The organism is Caproiciproducens galactitolivorans (assembly GCF_004768785.1).
Lineage (GTDB): Bacteria > Bacillota > Clostridia > Oscillospirales > Acutalibacteraceae > Caproiciproducens > Caproiciproducens galactitolivorans.
Genome location: NZ_SRMQ01000001.1, coordinates 320,041 through 336,310 on the forward strand (window position 1 = coordinate 320,041; position 16,270 = coordinate 336,310).

Consider the following 16,270-nt stretch of genomic DNA (forward strand, 5'->3'; position numbering starts at 1 on the left):
GATGAAACGTTTTAAATTTTAATATGCGGGAGTAGGAGGTCCTATGGCAGAAGTATTGTCTCAAAAGCAAATTGACGAATTATTGGGAAGCCTGCAAAGCGGACATGTAGACTTTAAGGAAATCGAAGAACAAACCGCCGGCCCTAAAGTAAAAGAATACGACTTTATGTCCCCAAAGAAGTTCACAAAGGAGCAGTTGAAGCTACTGGACAACGTTTTTGACAGCGTTTCACGAATGTTCAGTCTTCAGCTCGCCGGAATGCTCCGCTCCGCCTGCCAAATGGAGATTTTGCAAGTGGAAGAAGAAGAGTTCCGCGAGTTCAACAATGCCCTTGGCGATTCCATACTGGTTGCCATTATCGGTATGAACAGCGAAGAAAACCGGATTGACGACAAACCCGTTTTGGTTGAAATGTCACGCCAGATTTCTTTTTCCATTATGGATCGATTGTTGGGCGGAAATGGCATGGGGTATGAAATTGAAAGAGATTATACCGACATTGAGCTTTCTTTATTGGAGTATGTGTTTAAACAGCTTTTACCCCTGATGGATAATGCATGGGGCAATTATATGGAAATCCATCATACCTTAGACATGATTGAAACGAATTCCAGACTGATGCAACTGGTGCAGCCCGATGAAGCGGTCGCAATCATTGCCATTGAAGTAACGATTGAAAATTTAAAAGGGAATATCAACGTTTGTCTTCCGGCTTCCTCGCTTGAGGAAGTATTCCGAGTTTTCAATTCGAAATATGTTAAATTGCCCAAGAAGGAAGATCCTTCAGTGGAACAACAGCGTAAGTTTGGAATTATGCACACACTAAAGAATTCTCCGCTGACTATTAGCGCAATGTTAGGTAAAACAGAAATCAGCCTGAAAGATTTGCTTAATTTGCAGGCAGGCGATATTATTCCACTCAATACCCGGGTGGATCAAGATTCAATTGTTTTGGAAGTAGAGGGCTTGCCATGGTTTACAGGTGTTATAGGAACAAAGCAGAAAAAATACGCCGTTAAAATCAACAAATCTCTACAATAAATAAGAAAGGTGATTTCTATGGAGCCGAATAACGAAGAAATCTTTTCTGCTATGGACATTGACGCTATAGGAGAAATTCTGAATATCAGTTTGGGTTCTTCAGCGACCTCCGTTTCGGAAATGCTGGAACAGCGTGTGAATATTACAACCCCCCGCGTTGAAGTGATGCCTTCGAAGGATGTTCATTTTGAATCGATGGAACCGGCAATTGCGGTTGAAATCAATTACGTAAGCGGATTGGACGGCAAGAATATTTTGATTTTAAAAGAATCCGATGTAAAAGTAATTGTTGGTTTACTGCTTCATACCGATTATTCTGAGCAGGAATTCGTGATGGATGAAATGAGTATTGGGGCAATTTGTGAAGTTATGAACATGATGATGGGCGCTTCCGCTACGGCGCTTTCACAGTTCCTGAACATGGCTATTAACATTTCACCTCCGACATCTTTCCCAATTAATGATTCCGAGCAGTTTAAAAGTAAATATTTTGAAACCGAAGAAAATGTTGTTACAGTACATTTCAATTTAATGATCGGCGATATGGTAAACAGCGAGTTTATCAGCCTAATGAAAGCAGATCTGGCGAAAGAACTCATCCGCTCCTTTAATTTTGGGGCGCCTGCCGCAGCAGAGCAACCGGCAGAGGAACCTGTTCCGCCAAAACCGCAGCCGGCTCCATCCAAGCCGCAGCCCGCGCCTTCCAAACCACAGCCGGTACAGCAGCAAAAACCGGCGCCGGTGGCAAGCAAACCTGCTCCTGTAGTAGAAGCAGTATCAAGTTACGAACAGCCGCAGAATTACAATGTGGGACATGTTGCGTATCAGAGCTTTGATGCGGAAGATACCGTGCTAACGAACGATCAAAACAATAACCTGAATATGATTATGTCCGTTCCGCTTCAAATTACGGTTGAAATCGGCCGTACCCAAAAGCCGATTAAAGATATTCTGGATTTTACATCAGGGACCATTATAGAATTGGATAAGCAAGCCGGTTCTCAGGTCGATGTCTTTGTAAACGGCAAACGTATCGCAAAGGGGGATGTTGTCGTTGTAGACGATTTTTATGGTGTACGAATTACAGAAGTATTAAGCAATAGTGAAATCATGAAATTAATTTAACACGCACCGCAGGGTGCAAATAGGAGGAACAGAAATGAGTAAGAAGATTATGTTGGTCGACGATGCAGCTTTTATGCGGATGATGATAAAAAACACCCTTCAGCAAAACGGTTATACGGATATTATTGAAGCCGAAAACGGGGAAAAGGCGATTGCGCTTTATAACGCGGAAAAGCCGGATCTAATCCTTATGGATATTACGATGCCTGTTATGGATGGGCTGGAAGCTTTAAAAAATCTGAAGGAGATAGACGAATCCGTACAGGTCGTTATGTGTTCCGCTATGGGCCAGGAGGCAATGGTTGTTGAGGCGCTGAAGCTTGGCGCAAAAGACTTCATCGTGAAGCCCTTTAAGCCGGATCGTATCATGAAAACAGTAAACGGAATTCTGGGATAATCCTGTTTGCCGTAGGGGAGGAAATGCGTTGAAATTTCTTATGGTGGCTGTTTTGCCGCTTCTGAGCTTTTTTAGTGATATATTACCGCTTTTCTTTTCTTTGGCTGCCATTATTTTGGTTTTATACCTTTGTTCTAAATTTAGCCAGTTTATGGTAAAGCGCGTGAACAATATATCAAATTCAAACAATATGAAAGTCATAGAACGCTTAGCTTTAACGCAGGACAAGGGCCTTGCAATTGTTGAGGTTTGCAAAAAGTTATATCTTATCGGCTTTTCGAGCAATTCCGTTGAAATCCTGAAGGAACTGGATGAATCGGAAATGCATATCTTGGAAACCGTCCCCAAGGATGGTTTTCTGGAAACTTTAAATTCAACGTTAAAATCAGGATGGGATGTGAAATTGAGTGACGCAGTTTTCAGCAAGGCCAGAAAAACTGACAATGCCGAAGATGAGAAAGAACAAAAATAAAATCGGTAAAAAAACCTTGCTTCTGGTTACACTGTCCCTCGTGATGCTTTTTCTTCTTCCCTTACAGGCTTCTGCGGCTTCCGTTGGTGTGAATGTGAATGGCAAGAGCATGAATACGCTCGAGATTATCGAGATGTTCACGATTTTGGCTCTGATCCCATCCATTCTCATTATGACAACCTGCTTTACCAGGATTGTGATCGTGCTTTCCTTTTTGCGGAACGCACTTGGACTTCAGCAAACGCCGCCGAATCAGGTTTTGATCAGCATTGCACTATTCCTGTCTCTGTTTATTATGACGCCTGTTGTGAATGAAGTGAATACGCAGGCGTACCAGCCGTATAAAGAACAGAAAATTACGCAGGAGCAATTTCTACATAAGGCAGCCGTGCCGATGAAGACGTTTATGCTGAAAAATACAAAGAAGGAGGATTTAAACTTATTTGTTAATCTTTCAAAAGCCAAGCCGGTAAAATCCGTGAATGAGCTATCCATTACGGTTGTTATTCCCGCTTTTATGACAAGTGAATTAAAAAGGGCGTTTCTGATTGGCTTTTTGATTTTTATTCCATTTTTAATTATTGACATGATCGTATCCAGCACCTTGATGTCAATGGGTATGATTATGCTTCCTCCATCCATGATTTCTCTTCCGTTCAAGCTTTTGCTCTTCGTGCTTGTGGATGGCTGGGGACTGTTGTTTAAAACCCTGGCCGCAAGCTTTAATGTTTAGTCGAAACAGGAAAGGATTACGCTGCTTATGACAATATCGCAGATTAACGAGGTTTTACAGGCGGCGATGCTTGTGGCGCTGAAGGTTGCCGCACCCATTTTGATCGTCAGTATATCATTGGGGTTGATTGTTTCTATTTTACAGGCGGCAACCCAAATTCACGAGCAGACGCTTACCTTTGTACCGAAGTTAGTGGCAATTGGCGTAATTTTGGTGATTTTGGGACCATGGATGTTTGAGACGATGAACGATTTTACCATGTATATCTTTCGCATGATCGCGAAATTAAGTTAAGAGATAAAAGTTGGAAGGTGTGATCATAAGCTTTTTATGAATATGGATTATGATTTTACCCTTCTGCTTTTCATATTTATGAGGATGTCGGGCTGTATCCTGTTCAACCCGATACTGGGCAGAAAGAACCTGCCGGTAATTCTCAAAGTCGGGCTTACCCTGATGCTTTCGTTTTTTTCTTATCATCTCGTCCCGGCACAGACCATCCATATCGCGTCCTTTCTCGTGCTCTCCATCAGTTTGTTAAAGGAATTGCTCATCGGATATATTGTCGGGTATATCATCCAGTTGTTTTTATCCGTCATCATGATCGGCGGTGAAAATATGGACATGCAGATCGGCATATCCATGTCGAGGATTTACGATCCGCAAAGCAATATTTCCATGCCGCTGTCCGCGTCCCTTATGAATTTGACGTTTGTTCTGATCTTTTTTGCGGTGAACGGGCACTTGACTTTGATTCAGATTTTTACAAAGTTAAGCGTGATGATTCCCTACGATCAGTTTGAGCTGAAGCCGGAAATGACGCAGCATCTGGTCAGCTTATTTTCCCTCATTCTGATTTATGCGGTTAAATTGGCGCTTCCTGTTCTGGCGGCGGAGTTCATTGCAGAAATCGCTGTTGGACTGATTATGAAAGCCGTTCCGCAGATTGATGTTTTTGTAATTAACATTCAGGTAAAAGTAATCCTTGGATTCCTGATTTTTTTGATTATGGTGCCGTCTCTTTCTACCTTCCTTGAAAGACTGATTACTTTAATGTTCGATAATATCAGTCAGGTTTTTGTAATGCTGAAATAGCCTTCAGATCGACTTGCATCCGGTTTAAGGGGGGATGATATGGCGGACAGCAGCAAGACAGAAAAAGCCACCCCGAAACGGCGGGAAGACGAACGTAAAAAGGGGAATATTTTTCAAAGCAACGATGTAATCAGCGCACTTTCTATCCTATCGCTCTTTACAATACTAAAAATAATCTTTCCATTTATTTATCATTATCTTTCAAACTTTTTTTTCAGGTACATCACTTACACAAAAACCGTTCACGAACTTTCCGAATCCTTTACAACCGATGTCATGCGGGATGTTCTCATTTCCATCCTGTTATTGGCCGGTCCGGTAATGCTGACTTCCGTTGCGGTGAGTATCATTGGTACCGCCATGCAGACGAAACTGAAAGTTTCCAAGGAGAATTTAAAGTTCAAATTTTCCAGAATCAGTCCCATTCAGGGAATGAAAAGGCTTTTTTCCCTTCGTTCCATCGCGGAGCTTGTGAAAGCATTGATCAAAATATCGGTTATTTTTTATGTCTTATACACCGCGTTCACAGATATAGCGGCATCTTTCACAAAGTTAATGTTTCAAGATGTTTCCCAGGCGGTTTCGTTTATTTTGAATTCCTTGATGGATATTGTTATACGACTTTCCATCGCCTTTATTTTTATAGCGGCTTTGGACTATCTGTACCAGTGGTGGGAATACGAAAGAAGCATCCGCATGTCAAAACAGGAAATTAAGGAGGAATATAAGCAACTCGAAGGTGATCCGTTTATTAAGGGACAGATTAAGGAGAGACAGCGCAAGGCATCCATGCAGCGAATGATGCAGCAGGTGCCGACCGCGGATGTTATCGTTCGAAATCCAACCCACTTTGCAGTTGCTCTGAAATATGATATTGAAAAAAATAATGCCCCAATTGTTGTCGCGAAAGGGCAGGATTATATGGCGCTGAGAATTATTGACATCGCTGAAAAATACAATATACCCATGACGGAAAACCGTCCGCTCGCCCGGGCATTGTATGAAACTGTAGAGGTTGATAAGGAAATTCCCGAGCAGTTTTATGTAGTTGTTGCCGAGGTTATGGCGTGGGTTTACTCAATGAAGAAGGAGACGAAGCAATATTGAAGATCCGTGATAACGCAGTTGCGATTTTTGTAGTCATCATTATCGGATTTATCATCATTCCTTTGCCTGCTCCTTTGTTGGATATGATGTTTATCATAAATATATCCCTTTCCATTATGGTCCTTCTGATGACCATGTATGTAAAAAACGCATTGCAGTTTTCCATTTTCCCATCTATGCTGTTAATGACCACAATTTTACGGTTGGCTTTGAACATCTCCTCCACAAGACTCATCCTCACGCAATCCGGAAAAGCAGGCCAGGTGATTCAAACCTTCGGAGAATTCGTTTTAAGAGGAAACGTCGTTGTTGGTTTTATTGTCTTTATCATCATTGTTATCGTAAATTTTATGGTTATTACGAAGGGCTCCGAACGTGTTTCGGAAGTGTCGGCAAGATTTAAGCTGGATGCTATGCCCGGTAAGCAAATGGCGATTGACGCCGATCTGAATTCCGGTATTATCGATGAATCCATGGCACGCCAGCGCAGAGAAGATATCCAGCGTGAAGCGGAGTTTTACGGCGCTATGGATGGTGCTACCAAGTTTGTTAAGGGCGACGCCATTGCCAGTATCATTATCACCTTCATCAATTTTCTTGGTGGAACCGTGATTGGTATGGTGCAGGGCGGAAGCTCTTTTACAGAGGTTCTGAATATTTATTCGATTGCGACTGTCGGCGACGGCTTGGTTTCACAATTGCCCGCGCTGATGATCTCCACCGCAACCGGTATGATTGTTACACGCGCCGCGTCGGATTCCAGCCTGAGCATTGATGTTACCAAACAGTTTTTATCCCGTCCGATTGTCATTATCATTGCGGGATTTACGCTGATTTGCCTTTGCTTTATTCCTGGAATGCCGGTTGTGCAAATTCTGATTTTAGCCATCGGCCTGTTAGCGGCGGGTTTCAATTTGAAAAAGAGAAACGATATTGTCGCTGAAGCCCAGAAAGCCAATGTGCCGGAGGCAGCCGCGGCGGAGCAGGATGAAACCAGCTACTATAAAAATATTGACAACATTTATGACCTCCTACAAATTGATGCGATCGAAATGGAATTCGGCTACAGCCTGATTCCATTGGTCGATGAAAACAGCGGAAGCAGCTTTATTGAAAGGTTGGTTACCTTCCGCAAACAGTTTGCTTTGGAAATGGGCATGGTTATTCCGGCAGTCCGCCTGCGAGACAATGGGATGCTGAACCCGAACCAATATGTGATTAAAATTAAAGGAGAGGAAGTCAGCCGGGGCGAGATTCTGGTCGATTATTATCTCGCGCTTGACCCCGGGAATCTGACGGGAGAAATTGACGGAATTGAAACCATTGAACCGGCTTACGGAATCCCAAGTAAATGGATTACCAAGGACAAAAAGGAAATTGCTGAGATTTACGGCTACACGGTTATTGATCCGCTCTCCGTGGTTGTCACCCATTTATCCGAAACCGTGCGCAAACATGCGTATGAACTGCTTTCCAGACAGGATTTGAACCAGCTGCTGGATACGATTCGGAAAACCGGTTCTACGCTTGTGGACGATGTTGTGCCCAATATGATTTCCTTTTCCGGTTTGCAAAAGATTCTTTGCAACCTGTTGAAAGAAGGCGTTCCGATCCGGGACATGGAAACAATACTCGAAACCATTTCGGATCATGCCGCGAATGTGCATGATCCGGAGGTCTTAACCGAATATGTCAGACAGGCGCTGAAGCGCACGATTACTCGCAAGTGGTCGGACGGCGGACAGATCAGGGTTATTACGCTGGACAGCGAGGTGGAGAGACTGATTGTAAATTCCATCAGCAAAAACGATCAGGGCACCTATCTTTCGCTTGATCCGCAAACAACGCAGAAGATCGTATCAAAGCTGCTTGACTGCATTACCAGGGTAAAAGAAGTGATCAATGTACCGATTATACTCACTTCGCCCGTTGTTCGAATTTATTTCAGCAAAATGCTTGAACAGTTCTATCCAAATGCAGTAGTTTTGTCATTCAACGAGCTGAATTCCGATGTACAGATTCAGGCGGTTGCGAATGTAACGATCGAATGATGGACATGCTGAAATCAATTTATCTTTGAAGGGAGGGACGGCTGAATTGAGAAATTTGGAAACAGAACAGGTTTCAACTGTGGATTTATGGAAGCAATACCATGAGACAAAGGATCAGGAAATCCGAAATCTGCTTGTTATACAATACAGCTATATCGTAAAATGCATCGCGCTCAAGACAGTTGGCCGCTACCAGTATTTTAACTACATGGAGGATATCGTCAATGAAGGTCTGATCGCGTTATTGGACGCGGTAGAAAAATTTGACGCGGAAAAGAATGTAAAGTTCGAAACCTACGCATCCATTAAAGTACGCGGTGCCATGATTGATTACATACGGAAGCAGGATTGTTTTCCAAGAAGACTGAAACGGATTGCCAAGGATATTAGCGAGGCGGAAAATGCTTTAAGCCATCGTTTAGGCCGTGGCCCGACCGATGAAGAAATGGCCGAATACTTGAATGTGAGTTTATCGGAATATGAAAAAATGCAGGCGGAAACCTGCGTATTGAATATGCTTTCCTTCGAAGAGATGATCTATGAAAAGGGAGTCGAAAATATTCAGGTAAGCCAGTCCAGCGATTCCATTCACGGCCCGGAACAGGTCGTAGCCGAAAAGGAGCTTCAGGATGTCCTTGCCGAGGATATTAAGCTTTTAAATCAGAAGGAACAGGTTGTCATTTCGCTGTATTATAAGGAACAGCTGAAAATCAAGGAGATATCGAGTGTCATGGAAATCAGCGAGTCGAGGGTTTCCCAAATTCATTCCAGCGCGCTCCGCAAATTAAAGAAATATTTGGCTGAATATTTGAATCAGTAAAGGAGAAGGAAAATGGACAGAGGTTTTTATTCCCTCGCTTCCGGTATGCTGACGCAGAGCAGGGTTTTAACCGGAATCAGTAATAATCTTGCGAATATTGAAACTCCCGGATATAAAAAGAAATTGGTAACCACTTCTACATTTGGGAATTTGATGATAAACCGGTTGGATACACAGCGGACAGAACTCGGAAGTGTGAGTTTAATAACTGTGGCAGATAAAACAAATACCATCCATACGGAGGGTGTTTTGAAGAATACCAACCGGGCGCTGGACTTTGCGATTAAGGGCGACGGATTTTTCGCGGTTCAGGGAACCAACGGTACGGTTTATACCCGCAACGGCAGCTTTAATGTTGACAGCGAGGGTTATCTTACCCTGAACAATGTCGGGCGGGTTTTAGGCGCCAACGGCCCGATTCGGGTGGGAACGGACCAAATCGAGGCGGACGAGCAGGGAAATCTGTTTGCGAATGGTAGAAATGTTGGCAGAATAGCGGTTTACAATTTCGCGGATTATACTGCTTTGCAAGCTGCCGGAGAAGGGATGTTTTCTTACACCGGCGGAGCGCCTGCGCTTATGCAGAATCCAAGCATTCTTTGGAAAACAGTAGAAGGTTCCAATGTGAATGCGGCGGAAGAAATGACAAGAGCAATTTCCGCGCAGCGGAATCTGCAAAATTGCTCTCAGGCGTTAAAAATGTATGACCAAGTACTTACCAATTCGGTAACCAATATTGCAAAAATATAAGAGCAGAGGGTGATATGGTATGATCAATTCTTTTTACACGGCCGCGGCCGGCACGATTAATTTGCAAAACGGGATTGACGTTACGGCAAATAATGTTGCGAATCTTGCAACAACAGGTTATAAGGCGTCTACTGCCACGTTTTCCGATCTCCTGTATACGAACATCCAGTACGGAAATCAGCAATTGAAAAGCGGGCATGGCACCAGGCTTCAGAAAACGGATACGCTGTTTGAACAGGGGGCTCCGAAGCAGACCGGCCGTGCCTTGGACTATTGTTTGATGCAGCCCGACGCTTTTTTTGCCGTACAGACCAAAGATGGCGTACAATACACCCGCAACGGGAATTTCCATATTTCTCTCGAACATGACAAGGGCTATCTCGTTGATTCCGCTGGAAATCATGTGTTGGACGCCAATGGGCATCCCATTTCTGTGGCAAGCGAAAATGAAAGCCCCACGGTTGGCGTCTTTTCGTTCTCGAATACAGGCGGACTTGAACGTGCGGGAAATACCTGTTTTAAGGCGACTACGCTGTCCGGGAATGCCAGCGTAGTGAGAAATCCGGAGGTGAAAAACGGATTTCTTGAGGATTCCTCCGTTGATAATGCAGATCAAATGGTTTCCATGATCGAATATCAGCGTGCGTTCCAGTTTAACTCGAAAATTGTACAGATTTCCGATGACATCATGCAGACGGTGAATTCTTTAAGATAAAATCATATGGGGATTGAGAGGAGATAAAAATGAGTTTGGATTCGGATTCGCATTTGGAAGAACAAGAAGCGCAAAAAGAAGAGCCAAAGCCTCAGTTTGATCTTACGGTTTCGGTTGACAGCATGGCTGCCTACTTAAGAGTAAAGCCGGCTGCTGCCGATCAAGTCGTTACATATGACGAAGTGCTCAATTACCTTACGGAAAAAGAAGTTACGTATGGCATCCGCGAAGCGGCAATACGCGATTTTTGCGACGGGAAAAAGTACTATATGGAACTCCTTTGTGCCCAGGGAGATCCGCCGGTGGACGGGGAAGACGGATATATTACCTACAACTTCGACACGGATACGGATTTTCGTCCGAAAGAAAGAGAAGACGGTACTGTGGATTTCCGTGATTTGGGTACAGTAAAAAATATCTCGAAAGGGGAAGAACTTTGCCGTATTGTTCCTCCGACTCCCGGAAAAGACGGAAGGGATGTTTATAACCGGGAGGTTTCTTTTAAGCCCGGGCGTTCTCCGGTCCTTCCTGCGGGACTCAATACCGAGGTTTCCGAAGATGGGCTCGCTCTGGTTGCCGGAGTGGATGGCTGCATCGAATTTAAAAAATCCAGAATTGATGTAAATGAAGTTTTTATTGTTCGCGGAGACGTTAATAGTGCTTCCGGGAATATTAAGGCGATCGGATCCGTAATTGTACAGGGAGATGTCCGGGAAGGGTTTTCCGTAACAGCGGGGAAAGACATCACCATCCGCGGCATGGCGGAAGGAGCCTTCATAGAAGCGCAGGGGAACATAACCATATCCAACGGCATGAACGGAATGGGAAGAGGGACCTTAAAAGCCGGCGGTAACATTGTCGGGAAATATTTCGAAAATGCGGTTCTGGAGGCAGAGGGAGACATCTATGCGGATGTGCTGATGACCTGCAGGGCGAAGGCGGGCGGATCTATCATTCTAAAAGGGAGAAAAGCTTCCTTAATCGGGGGGAAATATGAGGCCGGTCAGAAGATCGTGGCACGAAATATTGGAACAGGAACCTCTGGAAAGACGGCGGTTTCCATTCAGTCGAGCACACTCAATGATTTGCTTACCGCCAATTCCGATCAAGAGAGTAAGGAAGCTTTGGAACAGCAGTTAACCAACGCGGAAAACGATCTGGAGGATTTCCAGAACAAGTTTTCAGAATTAAGGGTACATATTAAAGCGGATAGTCAGTTAAATCCGGAACAGAAAAACCAGATGATTAAGGCTGCAATTCTAAGGAAAGCAAAAATGGCTGAAGAAATACAGGAGATCAAGGATAAAATTAAACAGACAGACGAGAAAAGAAACAGCCTTTTCCAATTTAAGATTGTCGGAACTGGCGTTGTGTATATTGGTACAAAAATGTCAATCGGTCCCTATAATCTTACGCTGACGGCTGATTACAGCAATATGAAATTCTATATAAATTCTGACCAAATCGTATTTAACCCTGTTTTGCCTTCGGATTTCTGACTTTATATCAAATGCAGCCTCAGAAGGTTGGAAATTTTGGTTTATTGCCGAAATACGGCGGAATGGAGAAATGAGATGACAATTTTAAATTTAGAACAACTCAACGACATGCACATTGACGTATTAAAAGAACTAGGAAATATAGGAGCGGGAAACGCTGCTACATCCCTTTCGCAGATGCTGAATACAGAAGTGGACATGTCAACACCGATTGTTAAGATATTGGATATCAGCGATGCGGCAAATTTGCTGGGCGGTCCGGAGAATGTGGTTATTGGCATTTTGTCAAAACTGAGCGGCGATATTGAAGGGATTATGATGTTCATTATTGAACAGGATTTTGCTAAAACCATTTTGACATCCCTTCTTGGGGTCAAGGAAGTAAGTTGTGATAAGTTGTCGGATATGGAGCTTTCGGCCATTTCCGAAATCGGAAATATTATGATTGCAGCATATACCGGTTCAATTGGAACGCTGTCTCAGATGAATTTAAAAACGACGGTGCCCGCGATTACAGTTGATATGGTGGGTGCTCTTTTAAGCGTCCCGGCACTTGAAATGGGTTCTGTTTCCGATAAAATTATTTTTATCGAAGATGACTTCCTCAGTGGAACGAAAGACGTTACGGCGAATATGTTGCTGGTACCTTCGATCGATTCCTTAAATAGATTAATGGAGAAATTGGGTATTGCGTTATGAGTAATTTATTTACAATCGGGATATCGGATATGAAGATCGTAAAATTTGATGATTCGCTGGTAACTTATGCGCTTGGTTCCTGCGTAGGGATTTGTTTATATGATCCGGTGTTGAAAATCGGCGGCTTGGGGCATATCATGCTGCCAAATTATCCGGTTAATAATCCTAAAGAAAATCGAAACCGTTTTGCCGATACTTGTATTCCGGACATGGTGCAGCAAATGGAAAGATTAGGTTGCAGCCGCAGAAGAATCATTGCAAAAATAGCCGGTGGAGCAAAAATGTTCGACGTGGCGGGCGATTCCTCTTTCGGAAATATTGGCCAGCGCAATGTTGCCTCTGTTAAAAATTGTTTGGCGCAGCTTCAAATCCGAATTTGCGCGGAGGATACAGGATTAAATTATGGCAGGACGGTTTATTTTTATACAGAGGACGGACGTATGGTTGTCAAATCCTTTTCAAACGGCGTTAAGACGTTTTAAAAGGATACAAGGAAAGACTTTCTTGTGTAACAGGAAGAAAGCCTTTCCTTGTATTGCTTTTGCGAACAATAACCGCTGGCTTGGCCGGTGGGAAAGAAAACCTCCTTTTGCTTTTTATGCGGTTCAAACCTGCATATTTTCGCAAAAGGAGATTTTTGTTGCATGACCGGAATACAAAGCCTATCTCGTACAAAGCGGAGCACAGTTTATGGGCGATTAAAGGAAAGGGCTGTTGAGGTATAAGAATAAAAAGTCCTTAGTGTGGCTTAGCAGGTGGAATTATAGAAGGAAAAAAGGAATCTGGATTCTTTTTAAATTCTTGAACCAGGTCAATCTCTTCCTTTTTAGGTTCCGCCAATTTGTATTTCGGTGCATTTGAAATGTGGATTCTATTTGGATTTGTACAGTTGTATTTATTCATCTCCATGTCATTCTCTCCCGTACAATTTATTTCTATATGGTTAGTTACCGAAAATAGGATGCTCAATTGGAAAGGCATAAGCCTCAAAATCCCAACCCTTTATTTTCCGGTATAGACGATTTGGCCACAGGCTATTTTGGTTCCGGAATTTCCGGACGGCTGGGTTGTAAAATCATCCGGTTTCAAGTGCACAACGATTGTACGCCCGGTTACTTCCCGTATTGTGAATCGATCGGTAAAGAACGCCATGAAAGCGTACCCCATATTGCCGAACAGCGGCAGCAAATCACCGGCATGCGCGGGATGCGGGCAATTCCCTGGATTATAATGTGAACCTGTGTTTGCAAACGGGTCTTCGGCATTTCCGGTACAGGGGCTTCCTTCGTGAATATGGAAACCGTATATGTTCGCTGCACATTCTTCGGCATTGTGGGGCAAACCCTGCACTTCTGCTAACAATAAAACACCGGTACTTAACTGGTACATCAGCACGACGCCGTTTATATTGGGATAGCTCGCGCTGCCTTTTATAATAGCCTGAGCCTCCGGTGGACGATTCAAGATATACGCTAATTGACTGAATTGAGGATCTGAGTACAATGAAACCGCCTCCTGAGCTCATTGTATGATATAGAATATAGAATGGTTCCTACGGCTGAAATATCCTCATTGCCGGACAACCGATACGGGATTTTTCCATCAGGTAAGATGATTACGTATATAGAGGAAAACACATGGCAAACTACATTGACACACATAGTAATATGTGTTATGATGTTCATCGAGGTGAGAAGCGTGGGCGGCAGGATTAGCAGCGATTTAATACGGGGGCATATTGATACAATGATCCTTCGTGTTCTGTATGAAAATGATAATTACGGATATGAAATCATGAAGGCGATTTATCGCAACAGCGACGAAAATTACGATTTAAAAGAACCCTCCCTCTATACAAGCCTAAAGCGGCTGGAATCGCAAAAAATGATTTCGTCCTATTGGGGGGATGAAAGCCAGGGAGGGCGCAGGAAGTATTACAAAATTACTCCGTTAGGGCTGAAAGCCTATCATTCGGCGGTTGAAGAATGGAATATTGCCCGGGATTTAATCGATAAGCTGATTAAAGGAGGAAACTGCAATGAATAAATTAAAAGAGTATGTTGACTCTCTATTTAGAAAATATCGCCAGACTTCAAAAATACGTGATTTAAAAGAAGAAGTCTACACAAACCTGGAAGCAAAAAGAATGGATTTAATTGCCGCGGGATTCAGCCCGGACGAAGCATTTGATCAAGTCCGGAACAGCATCACAGAGGTGGACAGCCTGATTGAAGGAAATATAAAAATTGACCGCTTTTCCTTCTGCCGCGAACGTATGCAGTGGATGTTAATTTCTCTTCTGTCGGTTTGGGTGATAACAATTCCTCTGCGCGTATTTTATTCTGTATTTGCATTATCCTATCTATTGGCTTTTGTCATTCTAATTGCGGGTGTCTATTATATCTATTTTTTAAAGCAAAGAGGAAAACAATGCCAAAAGCAAACGGTGTATGTAAACATACTGTATTACAGAAAAGTGAAAAGGGTTGTTTGGGTTCTTTGGTCGATGTATTTCCTGTTCTCTTTCGTTATGACCACCTGTGTTTATTTCGGAAGCAATTTATGGTTTTCAAGGCCGGTTCATATTGACGGCCCGTATGCTTTGGGAAATATGTTGGTAAATTATTTTTTGCCGCTTTTAACAATTGTCATTCCGTTCATTTTTGGCTTGAATGAACGGCTGGCATTAAAGTATGAGGTTGAGTGAAATGAAAACGAGAGATAGGATTATTATTGCGCTGGGGATTATCGGTATTTTTTTTGTTTTTGCAACTATACAAATCCGAAACAAACAGTATCAGGTGGAAAAAGCTTATGCTCAGGCGCAGCAGGAAGTAACTTCGCATGATTTGCAAAGCATTTTACCCTATAAAAATAAATATATGGGGAACGCTCCAAACAATATCAATCTGTTTTCTCATTTACCGCTTAGTGACTATCCCCGCAATTACAGCCAAAATCCGGATACCTTTACCTTTGAAATCCATTTTGAAGGAACCGCTTCGGGAATGGGAAAAAACAGGCTGCAAAAGGAGATTTTATACAGTTCCGTTGCCGGGTTCGCGTTGATTGACAATTTGCAGTCGTTAAAATATGACTTTACAGATCAGTGTTTTACGGTACGGCGAAAGGACATTGAAAAACAGTATGGGGACCTGAAAGCTCTGCTAAATGAATCGAGCTGGCACGCTATGCAGGAAAAGCTCAAGAAGACGGGCGATGTGGAAAGAATATTTACGGAAGTTACCCTTAGACAGAAAAAAGAAGGAATGTCCGGTTGACGGACATTCCTTTTTCCTTATAATTATTTCGTTTATACCTCGCAAGCACAGGATTCGCATCCCGGAATTTCACCGACAATTGGCAAGGGGTCAATCCCTTTCCTCTTATAATAATCGGAAACCGCTGCCTTAATCGCTTGTTCCGCCAATACGGAGCAATGTACTTTAACCGGCGGCAAACCATCTAGTGCTTCCATTACCGCCTTGTTGGTCAGCTTTAAAGCATCTTCAATTTTCTTGCCCTTAATCAGTTCGGTGGCCATGGAGCTTGTAGCGATTGCGGCACCGCAACCGAAGGTTTTAAACTTTACGTCGGAGATAACATCTCCGTTGACCTTGATGTACATGCGCATAATATCGCCGCATTTGGGGTTTCCAACTTCGCCGACACCATCTGCGTCCGGAATTTCACCAACATTGCGCGGGTTGGCGAAATGATCCATTACTTTTTCACTATATGCCATGATCGATTCCCTCTCTTACT

Annotated in this window: 21 protein-coding genes; 18 read left to right on the top strand and 3 right to left on the bottom strand. The window is 43.2% G+C overall.

The genetic code is table 11. The annotated features are described in order from the left end of the window. The first annotated feature begins 43 nt into the window (after positions 1–43). The 15 genes from fliM (at position 44) to CAGA_RS01580 (ending at position 12,987) form a co-directional block, all read left to right on the top strand. Positions 44–1,042, top strand: a complete 999-nt coding sequence (gene fliM, locus CAGA_RS01510) for a flagellar motor switch protein FliM (protein ID WP_135656978.1) — start codon at positions 44–46, stop codon at positions 1,040–1,042. 18 nt (positions 1,043–1,060) lie between these two features. After that, on the top strand, positions 1,061–2,167 hold the full coding sequence (gene fliY, locus CAGA_RS01515) for a flagellar motor switch phosphatase FliY (protein WP_135656980.1): 1,107 nt from the start codon (positions 1,061–1,063) through the stop codon (positions 2,165–2,167). Positions 2,168–2,201: 34 nt separating this feature from the next. Then, positions 2,202–2,564, top strand: coding sequence for a response regulator (locus CAGA_RS01520; RefSeq protein WP_135656982.1), 363 nt, complete (start codon positions 2,202–2,204; stop codon positions 2,562–2,564). Positions 2,565–2,592: 28 nt separating this feature from the next. Next, positions 2,593–3,036: a FliO/MopB family protein gene (locus CAGA_RS01525; RefSeq protein WP_135656984.1), complete on the top strand. Its 444-nt coding sequence runs from the start codon at positions 2,593–2,595 to the stop codon at positions 3,034–3,036. Continuing rightward, positions 3,017–3,769 carry a flagellar type III secretion system pore protein FliP gene (gene fliP / locus CAGA_RS01530; protein ID WP_135657407.1) on the top strand — a complete coding sequence of 251 codons (753 nt, stop codon included), beginning with the start codon at positions 3,017–3,019 and terminating at the stop codon, positions 3,767–3,769. The genes CAGA_RS01525 and fliP overlap by 20 nt, the downstream gene beginning before the upstream one ends. A gap of 27 nt (positions 3,770–3,796) precedes the next feature. Beyond that, positions 3,797–4,063, top strand: a complete 267-nt coding sequence (gene fliQ, locus CAGA_RS01535; protein WP_135656986.1) for a flagellar biosynthesis protein FliQ — start codon at positions 3,797–3,799, stop codon at positions 4,061–4,063. Between the two features lie 36 nt (positions 4,064–4,099). Further along, positions 4,100–4,864 carry a flagellar biosynthetic protein FliR gene (locus CAGA_RS01540; protein ID WP_135656988.1) on the top strand — a complete coding sequence of 255 codons (765 nt, stop codon included), beginning with the start codon at positions 4,100–4,102 and terminating at the stop codon, positions 4,862–4,864. A 39-nt stretch (positions 4,865–4,903) separates the two neighbouring features. Further along, entirely contained in the window at positions 4,904–5,971 is a 1,068-nt protein-coding gene (gene flhB, locus CAGA_RS01545; protein WP_135656990.1) for a flagellar biosynthesis protein FlhB, read from the top strand. After that, a complete protein-coding gene (gene flhA, locus CAGA_RS01550; RefSeq protein WP_413814388.1) occupies positions 5,965–8,022 on the top strand; it encodes a flagellar biosynthesis protein FlhA in 2,058 nt (685 codons plus the stop codon). Before flhB ends, flhA begins: the two co-directional genes overlap by 7 nt. Before the next feature lie 46 nt (positions 8,023–8,068). Further along, the gene (locus CAGA_RS01555; protein ID WP_135656993.1) at positions 8,069–8,842 is read left to right on the top strand and encodes a sigma-70 family RNA polymerase sigma factor; all 774 of its coding nucleotides are present in this window, start codon (positions 8,069–8,071) and stop codon (positions 8,840–8,842) included. A 12-nt stretch (positions 8,843–8,854) separates the two neighbouring features. Next, complete coding sequence (locus tag CAGA_RS01560; RefSeq protein WP_135656995.1) at positions 8,855–9,592, top strand: flagellar hook-basal body protein; 738 nt, start codon at positions 8,855–8,857, stop codon at positions 9,590–9,592. 19 nt (positions 9,593–9,611) lie between these two features. Beyond that, on the top strand, positions 9,612–10,307 hold the full coding sequence (locus CAGA_RS01565; protein ID WP_135656997.1) for a flagellar hook-basal body protein: 696 nt from the start codon (positions 9,612–9,614) through the stop codon (positions 10,305–10,307). A 29-nt stretch (positions 10,308–10,336) separates the two neighbouring features. Then, entirely contained in the window at positions 10,337–11,806 is a 1,470-nt protein-coding gene (locus tag CAGA_RS01570; RefSeq protein ID WP_135656999.1) for a FapA family protein, read from the top strand. Between the two features lie 75 nt (positions 11,807–11,881). Next, a complete protein-coding gene (locus CAGA_RS01575; protein ID WP_243112898.1) occupies positions 11,882–12,505 on the top strand; it encodes a chemotaxis protein CheC in 624 nt (207 codons plus the stop codon). Between the two features lie 29 nt (positions 12,506–12,534). Further along, complete coding sequence (locus CAGA_RS01580) at positions 12,535–12,987, top strand: chemotaxis protein CheD (protein WP_243112899.1); 453 nt, start codon at positions 12,535–12,537, stop codon at positions 12,985–12,987. 256 nt (positions 12,988–13,243) lie between these two features. Here CAGA_RS01580 and CAGA_RS12570 read toward each other — a convergent pair whose 3' ends face one another. Beyond that, positions 13,244–13,414 (bottom strand): hypothetical protein, encoded by a 171-nt coding sequence (locus tag CAGA_RS12570; RefSeq protein ID WP_167875129.1) that lies wholly within the window; start codon positions 13,412–13,414, stop codon positions 13,244–13,246. A gap of 93 nt (positions 13,415–13,507) precedes the next feature. Next, positions 13,508–13,969: a superoxide dismutase family protein gene (locus CAGA_RS01585; RefSeq protein WP_243112900.1), complete on the bottom strand. Its 462-nt coding sequence runs from the start codon at positions 13,967–13,969 to the stop codon at positions 13,508–13,510. Between the two features lie 234 nt (positions 13,970–14,203). Between CAGA_RS01585 and CAGA_RS01590 the strand changes: the two genes are divergently transcribed. Genes CAGA_RS01590 through CAGA_RS01600 form a run of 3 tightly spaced genes read left to right on the top strand, consistent with a single transcriptional unit; the run spans position 14,204 to position 15,786 of the window. Then, the gene (locus tag CAGA_RS01590) at positions 14,204–14,551 is read left to right on the top strand and encodes a PadR family transcriptional regulator (RefSeq protein ID WP_243112901.1); all 348 of its coding nucleotides are present in this window, start codon (positions 14,204–14,206) and stop codon (positions 14,549–14,551) included. Next, positions 14,544–15,212, top strand: coding sequence for a permease prefix domain 1-containing protein (locus tag CAGA_RS01595; RefSeq protein WP_135657005.1), 669 nt, complete (start codon positions 14,544–14,546; stop codon positions 15,210–15,212). Before CAGA_RS01590 ends, CAGA_RS01595 begins: the two co-directional genes overlap by 8 nt. Position 15,213: 1 nt before the next feature. Further along, entirely contained in the window at positions 15,214–15,786 is a 573-nt protein-coding gene (locus CAGA_RS01600) for a DUF4825 domain-containing protein (RefSeq protein WP_167875130.1), read from the top strand. 32 nt (positions 15,787–15,818) lie between these two features. Here the strand turns inward: CAGA_RS01600 and nifU are convergent, their stop codons facing one another. Next, a complete protein-coding gene (gene nifU, locus CAGA_RS01605) occupies positions 15,819–16,250 on the bottom strand; it encodes a Fe-S cluster assembly scaffold protein NifU (RefSeq protein WP_135657009.1) in 432 nt (143 codons plus the stop codon). Between the last annotated feature and the right edge of the window lie 20 nt (positions 16,251–16,270).

Coding starts and splice junctions, on each gene's coding strand:
- fliM (WP_135656978.1), top strand. CDS start 44: ATGGCAGAAGTATTGTCTCAAAAGCAAATTGACGAATTATTGGGAAGC.
- fliY (WP_135656980.1), top strand. CDS start 1,061: ATGGAGCCGAATAACGAAGAAATCTTTTCTGCTATGGACATTGACGCT.
- CAGA_RS01520 (WP_135656982.1), top strand. CDS start 2,202: ATGAGTAAGAAGATTATGTTGGTCGACGATGCAGCTTTTATGCGGATG.
- fliP (WP_135657407.1), top strand. CDS start 3,017: ATGAGAAAGAACAAAAATAAAATCGGTAAAAAAACCTTGCTTCTGGTT.
- fliQ (WP_135656986.1), top strand. CDS start 3,797: ATGACAATATCGCAGATTAACGAGGTTTTACAGGCGGCGATGCTTGTG.
- CAGA_RS01540 (WP_135656988.1), top strand. CDS start 4,100: ATGAATATGGATTATGATTTTACCCTTCTGCTTTTCATATTTATGAGG.
- flhB (WP_135656990.1), top strand. CDS start 4,904: ATGGCGGACAGCAGCAAGACAGAAAAAGCCACCCCGAAACGGCGGGAA.
- CAGA_RS01560 (WP_135656995.1), top strand. CDS start 8,855: ATGGACAGAGGTTTTTATTCCCTCGCTTCCGGTATGCTGACGCAGAGC.
- CAGA_RS01565 (WP_135656997.1), top strand. CDS start 9,612: ATGATCAATTCTTTTTACACGGCCGCGGCCGGCACGATTAATTTGCAA.
- CAGA_RS01570 (WP_135656999.1), top strand. CDS start 10,337: ATGAGTTTGGATTCGGATTCGCATTTGGAAGAACAAGAAGCGCAAAAA.
- CAGA_RS01575 (WP_243112898.1), top strand. CDS start 11,882: ATGACAATTTTAAATTTAGAACAACTCAACGACATGCACATTGACGTA.
- CAGA_RS01580 (WP_243112899.1), top strand. CDS start 12,535: ATGAAGATCGTAAAATTTGATGATTCGCTGGTAACTTATGCGCTTGGT.
- CAGA_RS12570 (WP_167875129.1), bottom strand. CDS start 13,414: ATGGAGATGAATAAATACAACTGTACAAATCCAAATAGAATCCACATT.
- CAGA_RS01595 (WP_135657005.1), top strand. CDS start 14,544: ATGAATAAATTAAAAGAGTATGTTGACTCTCTATTTAGAAAATATCGC.
- CAGA_RS01600 (WP_167875130.1), top strand. CDS start 15,214: ATGAAAACGAGAGATAGGATTATTATTGCGCTGGGGATTATCGGTATT.
- nifU (WP_135657009.1), bottom strand. CDS start 16,250: ATGGCATATAGTGAAAAAGTAATGGATCATTTCGCCAACCCGCGCAAT.